The organism is Microbacterium sp. cx-59, assembly GCF_020805625.1.
In the GTDB taxonomy this organism is placed as follows: Bacteria; Actinomycetota; Actinomycetes; order Actinomycetales; family Microbacteriaceae; genus Microbacterium.
Window position 1 is genome coordinate 40,346 of sequence record NZ_JAJHGO010000004.1, and the last position, 16,909, is coordinate 57,254.

The 16,909-nt window shown below is 69.4% G+C and carries 15 protein-coding genes; all 15 read left to right on the plus strand.

Annotation, left to right across the window (positions count from 1 at the left end; translation table 11 throughout):
• The first annotated feature begins 2 nt into the window (after positions 1–2).
• Positions 3–923 (plus strand): methionyl-tRNA formyltransferase, encoded by a 921-nt coding sequence (fmt, locus tag LMI96_RS03590; protein WP_228360510.1) that lies wholly within the window; start codon positions 3–5, stop codon positions 921–923.
• Positions 920–2,290 (plus strand): RsmB/NOP family class I SAM-dependent RNA methyltransferase, encoded by a 1,371-nt coding sequence (locus LMI96_RS03595; RefSeq protein WP_228360511.1) that lies wholly within the window; start codon positions 920–922, stop codon positions 2,288–2,290. Before fmt ends, LMI96_RS03595 begins: the two co-directional genes overlap by 4 nt.
• Before the next feature lie 448 nt (positions 2,291–2,738).
• Positions 2,739–3,416 carry a ribulose-phosphate 3-epimerase gene (gene rpe / locus LMI96_RS03600; RefSeq protein ID WP_223721234.1) on the plus strand — a complete coding sequence of 226 codons (678 nt, stop codon included), beginning with the start codon at positions 2,739–2,741 and terminating at the stop codon, positions 3,414–3,416.
• Between the two features lie 64 nt (positions 3,417–3,480).
• The gene (locus LMI96_RS03605) at positions 3,481–3,744 is read left to right on the plus strand and encodes a phosphoribosyl-ATP diphosphatase (RefSeq protein WP_223721235.1); all 264 of its coding nucleotides are present in this window, start codon (positions 3,481–3,483) and stop codon (positions 3,742–3,744) included.
• 42 nt (positions 3,745–3,786) lie between these two features.
• A complete protein-coding gene (gene hisG, locus LMI96_RS03610; protein WP_223721236.1) occupies positions 3,787–4,629 on the plus strand; it encodes an ATP phosphoribosyltransferase in 843 nt (280 codons plus the stop codon).
• Positions 4,629–5,393, plus strand: coding sequence for an imidazole glycerol phosphate synthase subunit HisF (hisF, locus tag LMI96_RS03615; protein ID WP_223721237.1), 765 nt, complete (start codon positions 4,629–4,631; stop codon positions 5,391–5,393). Before hisG ends, hisF begins: the two co-directional genes overlap by 1 nt.
• A complete protein-coding gene (gene hisI / locus LMI96_RS03620) occupies positions 5,390–5,746 on the plus strand; it encodes a phosphoribosyl-AMP cyclohydrolase (RefSeq protein WP_223721238.1) in 357 nt (118 codons plus the stop codon). The genes hisF and hisI overlap by 4 nt, the downstream gene beginning before the upstream one ends.
• Positions 5,746–6,351, plus strand: a complete 606-nt coding sequence (locus LMI96_RS03625; RefSeq protein WP_228360512.1) for a Trp biosynthesis-associated membrane protein — start codon at positions 5,746–5,748, stop codon at positions 6,349–6,351. The genes hisI and LMI96_RS03625 overlap by 1 nt, the downstream gene beginning before the upstream one ends.
• 45 nt (positions 6,352–6,396) lie before the next feature.
• Positions 6,397–6,627: a DUF6704 family protein gene (locus LMI96_RS03630; RefSeq protein WP_223721240.1), complete on the plus strand. Its 231-nt coding sequence runs from the start codon at positions 6,397–6,399 to the stop codon at positions 6,625–6,627.
• A gap of 2 nt (positions 6,628–6,629) precedes the next feature.
• Positions 6,630–7,406 (plus strand): indole-3-glycerol phosphate synthase TrpC, encoded by a 777-nt coding sequence (trpC, locus tag LMI96_RS03635; RefSeq protein WP_228360513.1) that lies wholly within the window; start codon positions 6,630–6,632, stop codon positions 7,404–7,406.
• Positions 7,403–8,674 (plus strand): tryptophan synthase subunit beta, encoded by a 1,272-nt coding sequence (trpB, locus tag LMI96_RS03640; protein WP_223721242.1) that lies wholly within the window; start codon positions 7,403–7,405, stop codon positions 8,672–8,674. The genes trpC and trpB overlap by 4 nt, the downstream gene beginning before the upstream one ends.
• Positions 8,671–9,459 carry a tryptophan synthase subunit alpha gene (gene trpA, locus LMI96_RS03645; RefSeq protein ID WP_228360514.1) on the plus strand — a complete coding sequence of 263 codons (789 nt, stop codon included), beginning with the start codon at positions 8,671–8,673 and terminating at the stop codon, positions 9,457–9,459. Before trpB ends, trpA begins: the two co-directional genes overlap by 4 nt.
• Positions 9,460–9,773: 314 nt before the next feature.
• Positions 9,774–10,793, plus strand: coding sequence for a prolipoprotein diacylglyceryl transferase (gene lgt, locus LMI96_RS03650; RefSeq protein WP_223721244.1), 1,020 nt, complete (start codon positions 9,774–9,776; stop codon positions 10,791–10,793).
• A gap of 52 nt (positions 10,794–10,845) precedes the next feature.
• On the plus strand, positions 10,846–15,435 hold the full coding sequence (gene gltB / locus LMI96_RS03655; RefSeq protein WP_374197905.1) for a glutamate synthase large subunit: 4,590 nt from the start codon (positions 10,846–10,848) through the stop codon (positions 15,433–15,435).
• Complete coding sequence (locus LMI96_RS03660) at positions 15,428–16,894, plus strand: glutamate synthase subunit beta (protein ID WP_223721246.1); 1,467 nt, start codon at positions 15,428–15,430, stop codon at positions 16,892–16,894. The genes gltB and LMI96_RS03660 overlap by 8 nt, the downstream gene beginning before the upstream one ends.
• Positions 16,895–16,909 lie beyond the last annotated feature (15 nt).

Sequence of the window (16,909 nt, forward strand, 5' to 3'; positions counted from 1 at the left end):
TCATGCGTCTCGTTTTCGCAGGGACGCCGGATGCGGCTGTCCCCTCTCTACGGGTGCTCACTGCATCCGCCCACGACGTCGCCGCGGTCGTCACGCGCACCGACGCGCCGCTGGGCCGCAAGCGCGTGCTCACGCCGTCATCCGTCGCACAGGCCGCCACCGACCTCGGTCTGTCGGTCGTCAAGACGGATCGACTCGACGATGCAGCGACGGCCGAGATCGCCCGTCTCGCGCCCGACCTGGGGGTGATCGTCGCGTACGGCGGCCTCGTGCGCGAACCGCTGCTGTCGACGCCGCGGCACGGGTGGATCAATCTGCACTTCTCTCTGCTCCCGGCCTGGCGGGGAGCAGCACCCGTGCAGCGCGCCCTCGTCGCGGGCGACTCCGTGATCGGTGCCGGCGTGTTCCAGCTCGTCGCGGCTCTCGACGCCGGCGATGTCTTCGACGAGATCCGCTATCGGGTGCCGCCGCTCGCGACGGCAGACCGCGTGCTCGCCGACCTCGCCGAACAGGGCGCCGAGCTCTTGCACCGGGTGGTCGACCAGATCGCCGCCGGCACCGCGCGCGCCGTGCCGCAGTCCGGCGAACCGACGTACGCGCCCAAGCTCACCGCCGAGGACGGGCGACTGGACTGGACCCGACCCGCCGACGAGATCCTCGCCCGGTGGCGCGGCACGACTCCCGAACCCGGTGCGTTCACGACGCTGGAGGGCGCGCGGGTGAAAGTGATCGAGCTGCATCGCGCCGACGCGGAGTCCGCACTCGCTCCCGGTCGGCTGGCGCTGGACGGGTCCGCCATTCGGGTGGGCACGGGCACCGACCCGCTCCTTCTCGCCCGCGTTCAGCCCGCCGGAAAATCCGCCATGGCGGCCGGGGACTGGTATCGAGGAATCCGCTCGGCCGAACCGGTGGTCGGCTCGTGAGCGTCGCGCGCGGACCTCGCCGCGTCGCGTACGAGACGATTCGGGCGGTGCACGCCGATGAGGCGTACGCCAACCTGCTGCTTCCGATCGAGATCGAACGCGCGGGGCTGAACTCGCAGGATGCCGGGCTCGCGACCGAGCTGACCTACGGCACCCTGCGGCGGCAGGGCACCTACGACGCGATCATCGCGTCCGCCGCCGGGCGCGAACCGGAGGCGATCGACCCCGACGTCCTCGACGCGCTTCGGCTCGGTACCCACCAGCTGCTCTCCACGCGGATCGCCTCCCACGCGGCGGTGCACGAGACCGTCGCGCTCGTCCGCGCGGTGGCAGGCCCCGGCCCCACCGGCTTCGCGAACGCCGTTCTGCGCCGGATCTCCCGCGACACACCGGGGGAGTGGATCGCTCGCATCGAGGAGTCGGCGCGATCCGCCGACGAACGCCTGAGCCTCACGACCTCGCATCCCGTCTGGATCCTCCGCGCCTTCCGTCGCGCTCTCGCAGCGGAAGGACGCGCAGACGAGCTCGACGAACTGCTGCGGGCCGACAACGCGTCGCCGCGAGTGGCACTGGCGGTTCTTCCGGGGCTCGCCACGCGCCCCGCGGATCTCGCGCCGACCGTGTACTCCCCGGTGGGGGCGCTCTCGGCCGGCGGCGACCCCGCCGGCGTGATGGCGGCAGCGGGTGGCCGCATCCGCGTCCAGGACGAGGGTTCGCAACTGGTCGCCCTCGCGCTCTCACGCGTCGTGCCGGTGCGCGACGGCGAACGGTGGCTCGACCTGTGCGCCGGCCCCGGCGGGAAGACCGCCCTGCTCGCCGCGGAGGCACTCGCGCACGGTGCCCATCTCGAGGCGAACGAGATCTCCCACGCGCGGGCGGGGCTCGTGCGTGCTGCGCTGGCGGGCGTTCCCGCTGAGGTTCCGGTGAGCGAGCTCGACGGTCGGGAGCGCGCCGCCCTGGCGCCCGGGTCGTACGACCGCATCCTCGTCGATGCGCCCTGCACGGGCCTCGGCGCGCTGCGCCGTCGCCCGGAGGCCCGCTGGCGGAAGTCCGCCGCCGACGTCGCGGAGCTCACTGCGCTGCAGTCCGAACTGCTGTCGGCCGCGATCGGCGCTCTCCGCCCCGGCGGGATCGTCGCGTACGTGACGTGCTCGCCGCACCTCGCCGAGACCGTGGGGGTCGTTGCGGAGGCGCGTCGCGAGTGGGGCGATGAGCTGGAGGAACTGGACGCACGCGCGGCCGTGCAGGCGGTGGCGCGTACGCCGCTGGATCTGCCGACGCCCGCCGACGGATCGGGGCGTGCGCAGCTGTGGCCGCACCGGCACGGCACAGACGCCATGTTCCTGAGCCTCCTCCGCCGACGCTGACCCGCTCGCGGGTCCGCGCCGACGCGCGGATGCCGCCCCGCACTGTGCCCGCACCGTGTCCACGCCGGACTTGTGACTCGACAACTCCTCCAAAACCGGTAACCCGGGGGTCCACCGGCGCCGCCGGGGCCCAATATGGAGGAGCTGTCGCGCGCGGCTCGGGAGAACCGGCCGCCCGCGCTGTGCCCGCTCCGAGCTCGCGCCTCGACAACTCCTCCAAAACCGGCAACCCCGGGGCCACCGACCCCGCCAGGGCCCGATGTGGAGGAGTTGTCGCGCACGGCTCGGGAGAACCGGCCGCCCGCGCTGTGCCCGCTCCGAGCTCGCGACTCGACAACTCCTCCAAAACCGGTAACCCCGGGGCCACCGACCCCGCCGGGGCCCGATGTGGAGGAGTTGTCGCGACGACCCCGCGGTTGGGCGGCGACCACCCGGGGATAATGGACGCGTGACCGATCTCCGCATCAACCCGTCGATCCTCGCCGCCGACTTCGTGAACATGCAGGCCGAACTCGCCCGCATCGCCTCTGCAGACTTCGTGCACGTCGACGTGATGGACAACCACTTCGTGCCCAACCTGACGTTCGGTCCGCAGATGGTGGGTCGTATTCAGGAGACGAGTCCCGTGCCGCTGGACGTCCATCTCATGATCGAGGATCCCGACCGGTGGGCTCCCGAGTACGCCGAGCTCGGCGCGGCGTCGGTCACGTTCCACCTCGAGGCCGCGGACGATGCGGTCGCGCTGGCCCGGCGGTTGCGTGCGATCGGGGCGCGCGCCGGTGTCGCCGTGAAGCCCGGAACCCCGGTCGACGCGCTGCTCGAGGTTCTTCCCGAGTTCGATCAGGTGCTCGTGATGACGGTCGAGCCGGGCTTCGGCGGACAGTCGTTCATGCCCGAGACCATGCCGAAGCTTCGCACGCTGGCCGCAGAAGCGCGTCGTCGGGACTCTGCCGTGTGGCTGCAGGTCGACGGGGGGATCGGCGAGTCGACGATCGCTCAGGCCGCCGCGGCCGGCGCCGATACGTTCGTCGCCGGATCCGCCGTGTTCGGTGCGGACGATCCCGACAACGCCATCGCGGGGCTTCGCACGGCGGCCGCGCGGGCTCACCTGCACGGGGCCGCGTAGCTCCGGCGCACGCCGCCGCGGTCATCCGGTCCGAGGGGTCCTCCCGGTTCGATACCCTGGACCAGTGAAGACGTTCGACGATCTATTCGCGGAGCTCAGCGAGAAGGCACGCACCCGACCCGCTGGTTCCGGCACGATCGCCGAGCTCGACGCCGGGGTGCACACGATCGGCAAGAAGATCGTCGAAGAAGCCGCCGAAGTGTGGATGGCCGCCGAGTACGAGTCGACGGATGCTGCCGCAGAAGAGATCTCCCAGCTCCTCTACCACCTGCAGGTGATGATGCTGGCGAAGAACCTCACGCTGCAGGACGTCTACCGACATCTGTGACCGGCATCCCTCCGTCCGCACTTTTCGAGAGAGTCTTTCCCCATGCTGAGAATCGCCGTGCCCAACAAGGGTTCACTGGCTGAGACGTCGCACGCCATGCTGGCCGAGGCCGGGTACACCGGTCGCCGCGACCCCAAAGACCTGCACGTGATCGACCCGGTCAACGATGTCGAGTTCTTCTACCTCCGTCCGAAGGACATCGCGACCTACGTCGGCTCGGGAGCGCTGGATGTCGGCATCACCGGGCGCGACCTGCTGCTCGATGCCCGGATGCCGGGCGCCCGCGAGATCGAGGCTCTCGGTTTCGGCGGGTCGACGTTCCGCTTCGCGGCGCCTCCGGGGCGCTTCCACGAGCTGAAGGATCTCGACGGCGTGCGGGTCGCGACCGCGTACCCGGGCCTCGTCGACGCATATCTCGACGAGCAGGGCATCGCTGTCGACCTCGTCCCGCTCGACGGTGCGGTGGAGTCCGCGGTCGAACTGGGCGTTGCGGATGCGGTCGCCGATGTGGTCTCGACCGGTACCACGCTCCGCCAGGCGGGGCTGGAGATCTTCGGTCCCGTCCTGCTCGAGTCGGATGCGGTGCTCATCACCGGCCCCGAAGAGCCGGCCGGACTCGACACGCTGCTGCGTCGCCTGCGCGGAGTGCTCGTTGCGCAGCGCTACGTGCTGGTGGACTACGACCTCCCGGTCGAACTCATCGACGCCGCGATCGCGGTCGCGCCCGGCATCGAGTCGCCCACGATCTCGCCGCTGCGCGACCCCGCGTGGGTGGCCGTTCGGGTGATGAGCCCGCGGAAGAACGTGAATCAGGTCATGGACGAGCTCTACGCCATCGGCGCGCGCGCCATCCTGGTCACCGAAATCCACGCCGCGAGGCTTTGATGAGCCTCGTCTGCCGGGTCATCCCGTGCCTGGACGTGGCCGCCGGGCGCGTGGTGAAGGGCGTCAACTTCGAGAATCTCCGCGATATGGGCGACCCGGTCGAACTTGCGCGGCTCTACTTCGAGCAGGGCGCTGACGAACTCACCTTCCTCGATGTGACGGCGACGGTCGACGAGCGCGCGACCACGTACGACGTGGTGCGTCGCACCGCCGAAGAGGTGTTCATCCCGTTGACGGTCGGCGGGGGAGTGCGCTCCGCGGAGGATGTCGCGCGTCTGCTCGGGGTGGGCGCCGACAAGGTGGGCGTGAACTCGGCGGCCATCGCCCGTCCCGCTCTCATCGACGAAATCGCCGACCGCTTCGGTGCGCAGGTGCTCGTTCTTTCGCTCGACGTGAAGCGCGCGCCGCTCACGCCGTCGGGTTTCGTCGTGACGACGCACGGCGGCCGGACCCTGACCACGCTCGATGCCGTCGAGTGGGCGCAGGAAGCCATCGAACGCGGCGCCGGTGAGCTGCTCGTGAATTCGATCGACGCCGACGGCACCAAGGACGGGTTCGACCTCGAGCTGGTCACGCTGATGCGCGAGATCGCGCGGGTGCCCGTGATCGCGTCGGGCGGCGCCGGTGCGGCCGAGGACTTCGCCCCCGCGATCCAGGCCGGCGCGGATGCGGTGCTCGCCGCATCCGTCTTCCACTCCGCGCAGCTGACGGTCGGCGACGTGAAGTCCGCCCTGACCGACGCCGGAATCGAGGTGCGCGCATGAGTGAGACGCTCGACGAGCGCATCTCCCGGGTGACGTTCACGGCCGACGGACTCGTGGCGGCGATCATCCAGCAGTACGACACCGGTGAGGTGCTGATGCTCGGATGGATGGATGCGGAGGCCCTCCGCCGCACACTCACGTCCGGTCGGGTGACTTTCTGGTCGCGCTCACGCCAGGAGTACTGGCGCAAGGGCGACACCTCGGGTCACATGCAGCTGGTGAAGGGCGCCCGCCTGGACTGCGACGGGGACGCGATCCTCGTCCGCGTCGATCAGGTCGGGGTCGCGTGCCACACCGGTACCCGCACCTGCTTCGACAGCGACGACCTCGACCCCGTGCGCGGCGATCGCTGATGCGGCGCGCCCGCTCGACGTCGGTCCTTGTGACTCTCCTCGCGGGAGCCGCGGGCGTCATCTCGTCGACCCAGACCTGGGTGCACGTGGTGCTGACCGGCGGCGCGACGTCGGATGTCGCCGTGGCGGGAGCCACCGCCATCCCGGTTCTCGCCCCGCTGAGCCTCGCCGTCCTGGCTCTCGGCGCGGCGCTGTCGATCGTCGGGCGCGCGTTGCGGCTCGTGTTCGGCCTCCTCACGGTGCTGATCGCCGTGCTGCTCGCGACGTTGGTCGCGCCGCTCCTGGTCGGGGTGCCCGCATCCGCCATCACCCCGAGCGTCACCGAGGTCACCGGGATCGCCGGCGACTCGGCGGTCGGCGACCTCGTGTCGTCGACATCGACGACGGCGTGGCCCTTCGTCGCAGCGCTCGCGGCGCTCGTTCTCGCCGCCGTCGGAGTCTTCGTCGTCGTGACCGGGATGCGGTGGCCGAGCGGGACTCGCAAGTACGAGGCTGCCGCCCGTCGGGCCGCGCGACGCACCACCGATGGACCCCTCGATGCCGTCGACTCGTGGGACGACCTCAGCCGTGGCGACGATCCAACGACCCCGCAGACCCCCCGCTAGACTGAGAGCCGGGCACGAGATGCCCGCGCCACGCGAAGGAGACTCATGAGCAACCCCATCGGCGACCCGGGCCACGGACACTCCCCGGCAGCATGGACGGCGGTCATCATCATGCTCGTCGCCGTCGCTTTCGGCACCCTGTTCTTCGTGCTCGACCTGCCGGCGCTCGTGTGGGCATCGGTGGTTCTGCTCGTGATCGGCGCCATCGTGGGTTGGATCATGTCGCGCGCCGGCTGGGGCGCCAACGGGTCGAAGTACATCGCGAAAGAGCACTGAGCGTGCTCGCCGACCTGATGGCCGGCGCGGTGGAAGATGCCGAGGCCCGCGCCGCTGTGCGTCCGATCGCCGAGGTGGAACGCGCGGCACTCGCGCAGACCCCCGCGCTCGACGCGCTGGCCGCCTTGGCCCCCGCCGACCGCGTCAAGATCATCGCCGAGGTGAAGCGCGCGAGCCCCTCACGAGGTGATCTCGCCGCCATCCCCGATCCGGCCCACCAGGCGTCGCTCTACGAGCAGGGCGGAGCGAGCGCCATCTCCGTGCTCACCGAGGGTCGCCGATTCAAGGGCAGCCTCGCCGACCTCGAGGCCGTGCGCGCGTCCGTGGCGCTGCCGGTGCTGCGCAAGGACTTCATCGCCACCCCGTATCAGGTGCTGGAGGCGCGCGCCTCGGGTGCCGACCTGGTGCTGCTGATCGTCGCGGCGCTCGAGCAACCGCTGCTGGTCGAGCTTCACGACCTGGTGCGACAGCTCGGGATGACGCCTCTCGTGGAGACGCACTCGGCCGATGAGCTCGCCCGCGCCGCCGATATCGGGGCGCGACTCATCGGCGTGAACGCCCGCAACCTCTCCACGTTCGACCTCGACCGTGACCTGTTCGGCCGCCTGGCCGACAGCTTCCCGGCGGATGCGGTCAAGATCGCCGAGTCCGCCGTGCTGCAGCCCGCGGATGTCCGCCACTATCGCGACGCGGGCGCGGACGTCGTGCTCGTCGGCGAAGCCCTCGTCACCGGCGACCCCGTCGCCACCCTGCGATCCTTCCTGGAGGTCGGTTCATGAAACTCCGCGATGCCAAAGGTCCGTTCTTCGGTGAGTTCGGCGGCCGGTACATGCCCGAATCGCTCATCGCCGCGATCGACGAGCTGACCGAGGTCTACGAGACGGCCATGGCGGACCCCGCGTTCGCCACCGAACTGACGGGGCTGTTGAACTCCTACGCCGGCCGACCGTCCGCACTCACCGAGGTCGCCCGGTTCGCCGAGCACGCGGGCGGCGGACGGGTCTTCCTCAAGCGCGAAGACCTCAACCACACCGGGTCCCACAAGATCAACAACGTCATCGGGCAGGCGCTGCTCACCCAGCGCCTCGGCAAGACGCGCGTGATCGCCGAGACCGGGGCAGGACAGCACGGTGTGGCGACCGCGACCGCTGCGGCGCTCTTCGGATTCGACTGCACGATCTACATGGGCGAGGTCGACACCGAGCGTCAGGCGTTGAACGTCGCGCGGATGCGGCTCCTCGGCGCCGAGGTCATCCCGGTGACGACCGGCTCCCGCACGCTGAAGGACGCGATCAACGAGGCGTACCGCGACTGGGTGTCGAGCGTCGAGACGACGAACTACATCTTCGGCACCGCCGCAGGACCGCATCCGTTCCCGGCCATGGTGCGCGACTTCCAGAAGATCATCGGCGAAGAAACTCGCGCGCAGATGCTCGAGACGATCGGCCGGCTTCCGGATGCGGTCTTCGCGTGCGTCGGCGGCGGGTCGAACGCGATCGGCATGTTCGATGCGTTCCTCGACGACGAGGGTGTCGCGCTGTACGGCGTCGAGGCGGCCGGCGACGGCGTCGACACCCCGCGCCACGCGGCCTCCATCGAGCGCGGGCGACCGGGCATCCTGCACGGCGCGAAGACGTACGTGCTGCAAGACGAAGACGGTCAGACGGTGGAGTCCCACTCGATCTCGGCCGGGCTCGACTATCCCGGCGTCGGCCCCGAGCACGCGTGGCTCTCGTCGATCGGTCGCGCGCAGTACATTCCGGCGACCGATGACGAGGCGATGCAGGCGCTGCGCCTGCTCTCGCGCACCGAGGGGATCATCCCCGCCATCGAGTCGGCGCACGCCCTGGCGGCCGTGGTGCGACTCGGCCCCGAGCTGGGTCCGGAGTCGGTGATCGTGGTGAACCTCTCCGGTCGCGGCGACAAGGACATGGACACCGCCGCCCGCTACTTCGAGCTGTACGACGCCGAAGCCGGCGATGACGGATCACCCGTGGACGTTCCCGCGCCCACGGAGGAAGCCAAGGGCGAGGGGACGGAGCTGTGAGCTCGCGCGTCGCCGCGGCGATCGATGCCGCGAAAGCCGAAGGGCGCGGAGCGTTCGTCGGTTATCTGCCGCTCGGGTTCCCGGATCTCCGCACGAGCATCGAGGCGGCCGTCACGCTCGCGGAGAACGGAGCCGACATCCTCGAGCTCGGCCCGCCGTATTCCGATCCGGTCATGGACGGTCTTGTCATCCAAGAGGCGACCCAGCACGCGCTGGCCGGCGGCTTCCGGTTGCGCGACATCTTCCCGGCCGTGCAGGAGATCGCCGCCCGTGTCGACATCCCGGTTCTCGTCATGACGTACTGGAACCCGGTGTTCCAGTACGGTGTCGACCGATACGCGGATGAGCTCGCCGCGGCCGGCGGCGCGGGTTTGATCACCCCCGACATCACGCCGGAGGCGGCGGCCGACTGGATCGCCGCGAGCGAGCGGACGGGCCTGGACCGCGTTTTCCTCGCCGCACCGACGTCGACGGACGAACGCCTCGAGCTCGTCGCGCGAAACTCGACCGGGTTCGTCTACACGGTCTCGACGATGGGTATCACGGGGGAGCGCGCTGAGCTGGATGCGGCGGCACGGACCCTCGTGGCGCGTCTTCGCGAGCGCGGCGTCGAGCACGCGTGCGTCGGCATCGGAATCTCCACGGCAGATCAGGTCTCCGGCGTTCTGGACTACGCCGACGGGGCGATCGTCGGGACCGCGCTCGTTCGCGCGCTTCGTGACGGCGGGCTCGACGAGCTCGCCCGCACCGCTCGGGCTCTCGCCGACGGCACCCGCTCAGCCTGACCCGCAGCGCACAACTCCTCCAATCCCGGCCGTTCGGGTGCCGAGTGGCACCGGAACGCTCATTCTGGAGGAGTTGTCGCCGTAGACCGCACGCGATCCGCCATCGCGGGAGCGCAGCGGTCGGTCGGCAGAGCGGAGCGAACCCGCGGCGACACGACGCCCCGCACGCCACAACTCCTTCAATCCGGTACCCGCACGCCGCTGGGGGCTCCGAGCGACGGGTTCTGGAGGAGTTGTGGCGCGCTGCCAACCCCGCCGGCCCCCACGAAGCACGGCGCGCGGCGCACGTCCGACAGCCCAGTAGACTCGCCGTCGTGACTTTCTCGGCACTATCCGTGTTCGGCAGCATCCCGAGCCCCTCGATCAGCTACTTCGAGATCGGTGCGCTGCGCATCCACTTCTATGCGCTGTGCATCATCGCCGGCATCATCGTGGCGGTGCTGCTGACGAACCGTCGGCTCAGCCGACGCGGTGCAGAGCCGTGGGTCGTCATCGATATCTGCCTGTTCGCGATCCCGATCGCGATCATCGGAGCGCGCATCTTCCACGTGCTGACCCACCCGGGGTTCTACTTCGGCGACGGCAGCAACCCGTGGGTGCTGTTCACGTTCGAGAACGGTGAGATCGCCTGGCGGACGGGCACCGTCTGGGCCATCTGGGAGGGCGGCATCGCCATCTACGGTGCGCTCATCGGTGGCGCCATCGGTGCGTTGATCGGCTGCCGCTGGACTGGCATCCGGTTCTGGACGTTCGCGGATGCGGTGGCTCCGGGCATGCTGATCGCGCAGGCGATGGGCCGATTCGGCAACTACTTCAACCAGGAGCTGTTCGGTCAGCCGACGGATGCGTGGTGGGGACTGGAGATCGATCCGGGCAACGCCGCGATCCCGGCGGGACTGCCAGACGGCACGCTTTTCCAGCCGACTTTCCTCTACGAGGTGATCTGGAATCTGCTCGGCGCCGCGGTCATCCTGTGGGCCGGAAAGCGCTTCACGCTCCAGTGGGGTCGTCTGTTCGGTCTGTACCTGATCTGGTACAGCGCAGGCCGAATCGTCTGGGAGAACATCCGGATCGACCCGAGTGAGATCTACTTCGGGCTCCGCTCGAACGTGTGGGCGGCGATCATCGGTGTGGTCATCGGACTCGTCATCGTGATCGTGCAGAAGCGCCGCCATCCGGGACTCGAGCCCTCGCCGTATCGGCCGGGTCGCGAATGGGTCGACAAGACGGCGCTACACTCGCAAGACACCGACGACTTCGTTGACGTGAGCGAACCGCCCGCAGCAGAAGTCAGCACCGAGCGCACAGCCACAAGCTCCGGACGTCTCGAATAACTCCCAGGGCCGACGTCGTCCCCGTAAAAGCAACAACATGAGGACGGTTGGTATGGCTCCGAGCCCCCGTCATCGCGCGCACGGGTCGCAGACCCTCGCCGATTTCCCCGCCAAGCAGGGGATGTACAACCCGGCGTTCGAGAAGGACGCCTGCGGTCTCGCCATGGTGGCGACGCTGCGTGGTGAAGCCGGTCACGACATCATCGACCTGGCACTCACCGCGCTCCGGAACCTGGAGCACCGCGGTGCGATCGGGTCGGATGCAGGAACCGGTGACGGCGCCGGCATTCTGACGCAGATGCCGGATGCGTTCCTCCGAGCGGTCGTCGAGTTCGACCTGCCGCCGGTGGGGGAGTACGCGGCGGGAATGGCCTTCCTCCCGCGCGATGACGACGAGCGCGCCGCGCAGAAGTCCGGGATCGAGCGGCTTGCCGCATCCGAGAACCTGGTCGTTCTCGGATGGCGCGAGGTGCCGACCGTCGAGGAGCACCTCGGCAAGCTGGCGCTCGAGGCGCGGCCCGTGTTCGAGCAGCTCTTCCTCTCGCGTCCCGCGTCGGGCGACGCCCCCGCGCTGTCGGGGATCGAGCTCGACCGTCGGGTGTTCCGCCTCCGCAAGCGCACCCGGAACGAACTGAACGCCTACTTCGTGTCGCTGTCGAGCCGCACGCTCGGCTACAAGGGCATGGTCACCACGCTCCAGCTCGAGCCGTTTTACCCCGACCTGCAGGACGAGCGCTTCGCGTCCGAGCTCGCGGTGGTGCACTCCCGGTACTCGACGAACACGTTCCCCTCGTGGCCGCTCGCGCAGCCGCTCCGGATGCTGGCGCACAACGGCGAGATCAACACCGTCAACGGCAACCGGAACTGGATGCGGGCGCGCCAGTCGCAGCTCGAGTCCGAGGTGCTCGGCGACATCCGTCCGCTGCTGCCGATCTGCACCGAAGGCGCGAGCGACTCCGCGTCGTTCGACGAGGTCCTGGAGCTGCTGACCCTCACCGGTCGCAGCCTGCCGCACGCCATCATGATGATGGTGCCGGAGGCGTACGAGAAGCAGCCGGACATGGATCCGAAGCTCCGCGCGTTCTACGAATACCACTCGATGCAGATGGAGCCCTGGGACGGCCCCGCCGCGCTGATCTTCACCGACGGAACGGTCGTCGGTGCGACGCTCGACCGCAACGGCCTGCGTCCCGGTCGGTGGACCGAGACCACCGACGGCCTGGTCGTCATCGGCAGCGAGACGGGTGTGCTCGACTTCCCGGCCGAGCGCATCAAGCGCCGCGGACGCCTTCGCCCGGGTCGGATGTTCCTCGTCGACACCTCGCAGCAGCGCATCGTCGGCGACGGCGAGATCAAGCAGCAGCTCGCTGAGCTCGAGCCGTGGCAGGAATGGCTGGATGCGGGGCGCGTGCGCCTCTCCGAGCTGCCCGAGCGCGAGCACATCGTGCACCCGATCGCCTCGATCACCCGTCGTCAGCGCACGTTCGGCTACACCGAGGAAGAGGTCCGCATCCTGCTGACCCCGATGGGTCAGACGGGCGCAGAGCCGCTCGGGGCGATGGGCAGCGACACCCCCGTCGCCGTCCTCAGCGACCGCCCGCGTCTGCTGTTCGACTACTTCACCCAACAGTTCGCGCAGGTGACCAACCCGCCGCTCGACTCGATCCGTGAAGAGGTCGTCACGTCGCTGTCGCTCGGACTCGGCCCCGAGCCGAACCTGCTCAGCTGGGGCGCCGATCACGCGCGCACGGTGACTCTCGATTTCCCCGTCATCGACAACGACGAACTCGCGAAGATCCAGCACATCGACACGGCGCTGCCCGGACGCACCTCGGTGACCGTTCGTGGCCTGTACCGGGCCGCCGCGGGCGCGAAGGGCATGGAGAAGCGCCTCACGCAGATGTGCGCCGAGGTCGACCGCGCGATCGAGGACGGCGCGGAGTTCATCGTGCTCAGCGACCGCGACTCCAACAAGGATCTCGCGCCGATCCCGTCTCTGCTCATGCTCGCGGCCGTGCACCACCACCTGATCCGCAAGGAGACGCGGATGAAGGTCGGGCTCGTCGTCGAGGCGGGCGACGTGCGCGAGGTTCACCACGTCGCGACGCTGATCGGCTACGGCGCATCCGCGGTGAACCCGTACCTCGCGATGGAGACCGTCGAGTACCTGGTGCGCGCCGGTTACATCACTGGGATCGCGCCGCAGAAGGCCGTCGCGAACCTCATCAAGGCGCTCGGCAAGGGCGTCCTGAAGATCATGTCGAAGATGGGCATCTCGACCGTCTCCTCCTACGCGGGCGCCCAGGTGTTCGAAGCGGTGGGGCTGTCGCAGGAGTTCATCGACGCCTACTTCACCGGCACCGAGTCGAAGCTCGGCGGCGTCGGACTCTCGGTCGTCGCCACGGAGAACGCGGCGCGCCATGCGTTCGCGTACCCCGAGGATGCGGCCGCCCGTGCCCACGAGCGGCTCTGGACCGGCGGGGAGTACCAGTGGCGTCGAGACGGCTCGCCGCACCTGTTCAACCCCGACACCGTCTTCCGGCTGCAGCACGCGACGCGGGAACGGCGATACGACGTCTTCCGGGAGTACACGAAGCTCGTCGACGACCAGGCTCAGGAGCTCAAGACGCTCCGCGGCCTGTTCGGTCTCAAGACCGGTGTACGTCCGCGCGTGCCGATCGATGAGGTCGAGTCCGTCGCGTCGATCGTCAAGCGTTTCTCCACCGGAGCGATGAGCTACGGCTCGATCTCGCAGGAGGCGCACGAGACGCTCGCGATCGCGATGAACAGCATCGGCGCGAAGTCGAACACGGGCGAGGGCGGAGAAGACGTCGATCGTCTGCTCGACCCGCGCCGGCGCAGCGCCATCAAGCAGGTCGCCTCCGGGCGGTTCGGCGTGACGAGCCTGTACCTGACCGAGGCCGACGACATCCAGATCAAGCTCGCCCAGGGCGCGAAGCCCGGCGAGGGCGGTCAGTTGCCCCCGCAGAAGGTGTACCCGTGGGTCGCCCGCACCCGCGGCGGCACACCCGGAGTCGGCCTCATCTCACCGCCCCCGCACCACGACATCTACTCGATCGAAGACCTCAAGCAGCTGATCTTCGACCTGAAGCGGGCGAACCCGTCCGCTCGGGTGCACGCGAAGCTCGTGAGCCAGTCGGGCATCGGTGCGGTCGCCGCGGGAACGGCGAAGGCTCTGGCCGACGTCATCCTCGTCTCCGGCCACGACGGTGGTACCGGCGCCAGCCCGATGAACTCGCTCAAGCACGCCGGAACGCCGTGGGAACTCGGTCTCGCCGAGACGCAGCAGACGCTCATGCTCAACGGCATGCGCGACCGTGTCGTGGTGCAGGTCGACGGTCAGCTGAAGACCGGCCGCGATGTCGTCATCGGCGCCCTGCTCGGCGCCGAGGAGTTCGGTTTCGCGACCGCTCCGCTGGTCGTCTCCGGATGCATCATGATGCGCGTGTGCCATCTCGACACCTGCCCCGTGGGTGTCGCGACGCAGAACCCGGTGCTCCGCGCCCGTTTCAACGGCAAGCCGGAGTTCGTCGTGAACTTCATGGAGTTCATCGCCGAAGAGGTTCGTGAGTACCTTTCGGAGCTGGGCTTCCGCACCCTCGACGAGGCCATCGGCCGCACCGAGTTCCTCGACGTCAACGGCGCCGTGGAGCACTGGAAGGCGAGCGGTCTCGACCTGGCTCCCGTGCTCGAGGGCCCCGCGTTCTCGGACGAGGAACCGCGTCGCAACCTGCGCGGCCAGCTGCACGAGCTCGAGGAGCACTTCGACGTCGGACTCATCGAGCGCGCGCAGGACGTCATCGCGCGCGGCGGTCACGTCCGGATCTCGCTCCCGATCCGCAACACCGAGCGAGCGGTGGGCACGATGCTCGGTCACCACGTCACGAAGGCGCACGGCCAGAACGGTCTTCCGTCCGACTCGATCGTGGTCGACCTGGTCGGCTCGGCCGGACAGTCCTTCGGCGCCTTCATGCCGGCGGGCATCACCCTGCGACTCGAAGGCGACTCGAACGACTACGTCGGCAAGGGCCTGTCGGGCGGTCAGATCGTGGTTCGGCCACCGCGCGGTGCGACCTTCGCCGCATCCGAGAACGTCATCGCCGGCAACGTCATCGGCTACGGCGCCACCCAGGGCACGATGTTCCTGAGCGGCTCGGTGGGCGAACGCTTCCTGGTTCGCAACTCCGGGGCGACGGCCGTCGTCGAGGGCGTGGGCGACCACGCGCTCGAGTACATGACGGGCGGCCTCGCGGTGATCCTCGGCGCGACGGGACGCAACCTCGGCGCCGGGATGTCGGGCGGCACGGCGTACATCCACCGCCTCGACGAGAACCTCGTCAACCGCGACTCGCTCGCCTCGGGTGAGCTCGAACTCGGCCCGCTCGGGTCGGGCGATGCGGAGATCCTCCGCGACCTGCTGCAGCGTCACGTCACCGAGACGGACTCCGTGCTGGCAGCGAACCTCCTCGAGAACTTCGAGGAGGAAGTGAAGAACTTCGTGCGGATCGTTCCGCGCGACTACGCAGCAGTGCTGCAGACCCGAGAACAGGCGCTGGCCGAGGGGCTCGACCCCGATGGCGACGTCGTCTGGGGCCGCATCATGGAGGTGACGGGTGGCTGACCCGAAAGGTTTTCTAAAGGTCACGGAGCGGGAGCTTCCCTCTCGCCGACCGGTTCCGGTTCGCATCATGGACTGGAAAGAGGTGTACGAGCCGGGCGATTCCGCCGTGCTCCGCCGTCAGGCGGGTCGCTGCATGGACTGCGGTGTGCCGTTCTGCCACAAGGGCTGCCCGCTGGGCAACCTGATTCCGGAGTGGAACGACCTGACCTGGCGCGGGGAGGGCCGTGCGGCCATCGAGCGCCTGCACGCGACCAACAACTTCCCCGAGTTCACGGGCCGGCTGTGCCCGGCGCCGTGCGAGAGCTCGTGCGTGCTGGGCATCAACCAGCCGCCGGTCACGATCAAGCAGGTCGAGGTCTCGATCATCGACGATGCGTTCGCACACGGGTGGGTCGAGCCGGAGCCGCCGGAGCGTCTGACCGGAAAGACCGTTGCCGTCGTCGGTTCGGGTCCCGCGGGTCTGGCCGCCGCACAGCAGCTGACGCGCGCGGGGCACACGGTTGCCGTCTTCGAGCGCGACGACCGCATCGGCGGACTGCTGCGCTACGGCATCCCGGACTTCAAGATGGAGAAGAAGCACCTCGAGTCGCGCCTGCGGCAGATGCAAGACGAGGGCACCCGTTTCCGCGCCGGAGTCGAGATCGGCCGTGACATCAGCTGGTCCGACCTGCGGACGCGCTACGACGCGGTCGTCATCGCGACCGGCTCGACCGTGCCGCGCGACCTCGCCATCCCCGGCCGGGATCTGGCGGGCGTGCACTACGCGATGGAGTACCTCGTCGAGTCCAACCACGCGGTGGCCGGCGACCAGGTGCACAACCAGATCTCCGCCGAAGGCAAGCACGTCGTCGTCATCGGCGGCGGCGACACCGGCGCGGACTGCATCGGAACGGCGCACCGGCAGGGTGCCCTCAGCGTCACGAACCTCGCCATCGGAAAGCAGCCGCCGGCGGAGCGCGCCGAGAACCAGCCGTGGCCGACGACGCCGACCCTGTTCGAGATCTCCTCTGCGCACGAAGAGGGCGGCGAGCGGATGTTCCTCGCTTCCACGGTCGAGTTCCTTGCGAACGAGGTCGGCGAGGTGCGCTCGCTCCGCGTCGCGGAGACCGAGTACATCGACGGACGCCGCGTACCCAAGAGCGGCACCGAGCGGGAGATCCCGGCGGACCTCGTGCTCATCGCGCTCGGCTTCACGGGCCCGGAGCGCACCGAGCTGGAGACGCAGCTGGGCACGCAGTTCACGAATCGGGGCAACGTCGAACGCGCGAAGGACTACCAGGCCACCACGCCCGGCGTGTTCGTCGCCGGCGACGCGGGTCGCGGACAGTCCCTCATCGTGTGGGCGATCGCGGAAGGCCGCGCGGCGGCAGCATCCGTGGACCGTTACCTCATGGGAGACACCGCTCTGCCCTCGCCCGTTCAACCGGACGATGTCGCCATCGGGCTGCAGCGCGCGTAGGCTGAATGCGTTCCC

Bases quoted from the DNA above. Each gene is read 5' to 3' on its own strand.
- fmt (WP_228360510.1), top strand. From the start codon at position 3: ATGCGTCTCGTTTTCGCAGGGACGCCGGATGCGGCTGTCCCCTCTCTA.
- hisG (WP_223721236.1), top strand. From the start codon at position 3,787: ATGCTGAGAATCGCCGTGCCCAACAAGGGTTCACTGGCTGAGACGTCG.
- hisF (WP_223721237.1), top strand. From the start codon at position 4,629: ATGAGCCTCGTCTGCCGGGTCATCCCGTGCCTGGACGTGGCCGCCGGG.
- hisI (WP_223721238.1), top strand. From the start codon at position 5,390: ATGAGTGAGACGCTCGACGAGCGCATCTCCCGGGTGACGTTCACGGCC.
- LMI96_RS03625 (WP_228360512.1), top strand. From the start codon at position 5,746: ATGCGGCGCGCCCGCTCGACGTCGGTCCTTGTGACTCTCCTCGCGGGA.
- LMI96_RS03630 (WP_223721240.1), top strand. From the start codon at position 6,397: ATGAGCAACCCCATCGGCGACCCGGGCCACGGACACTCCCCGGCAGCA.
- trpB (WP_223721242.1), top strand. From the start codon at position 7,403: ATGAAACTCCGCGATGCCAAAGGTCCGTTCTTCGGTGAGTTCGGCGGC.
- gltB (WP_374197905.1), top strand. From the start codon at position 10,846: ATGGCTCCGAGCCCCCGTCATCGCGCGCACGGGTCGCAGACCCTCGCC.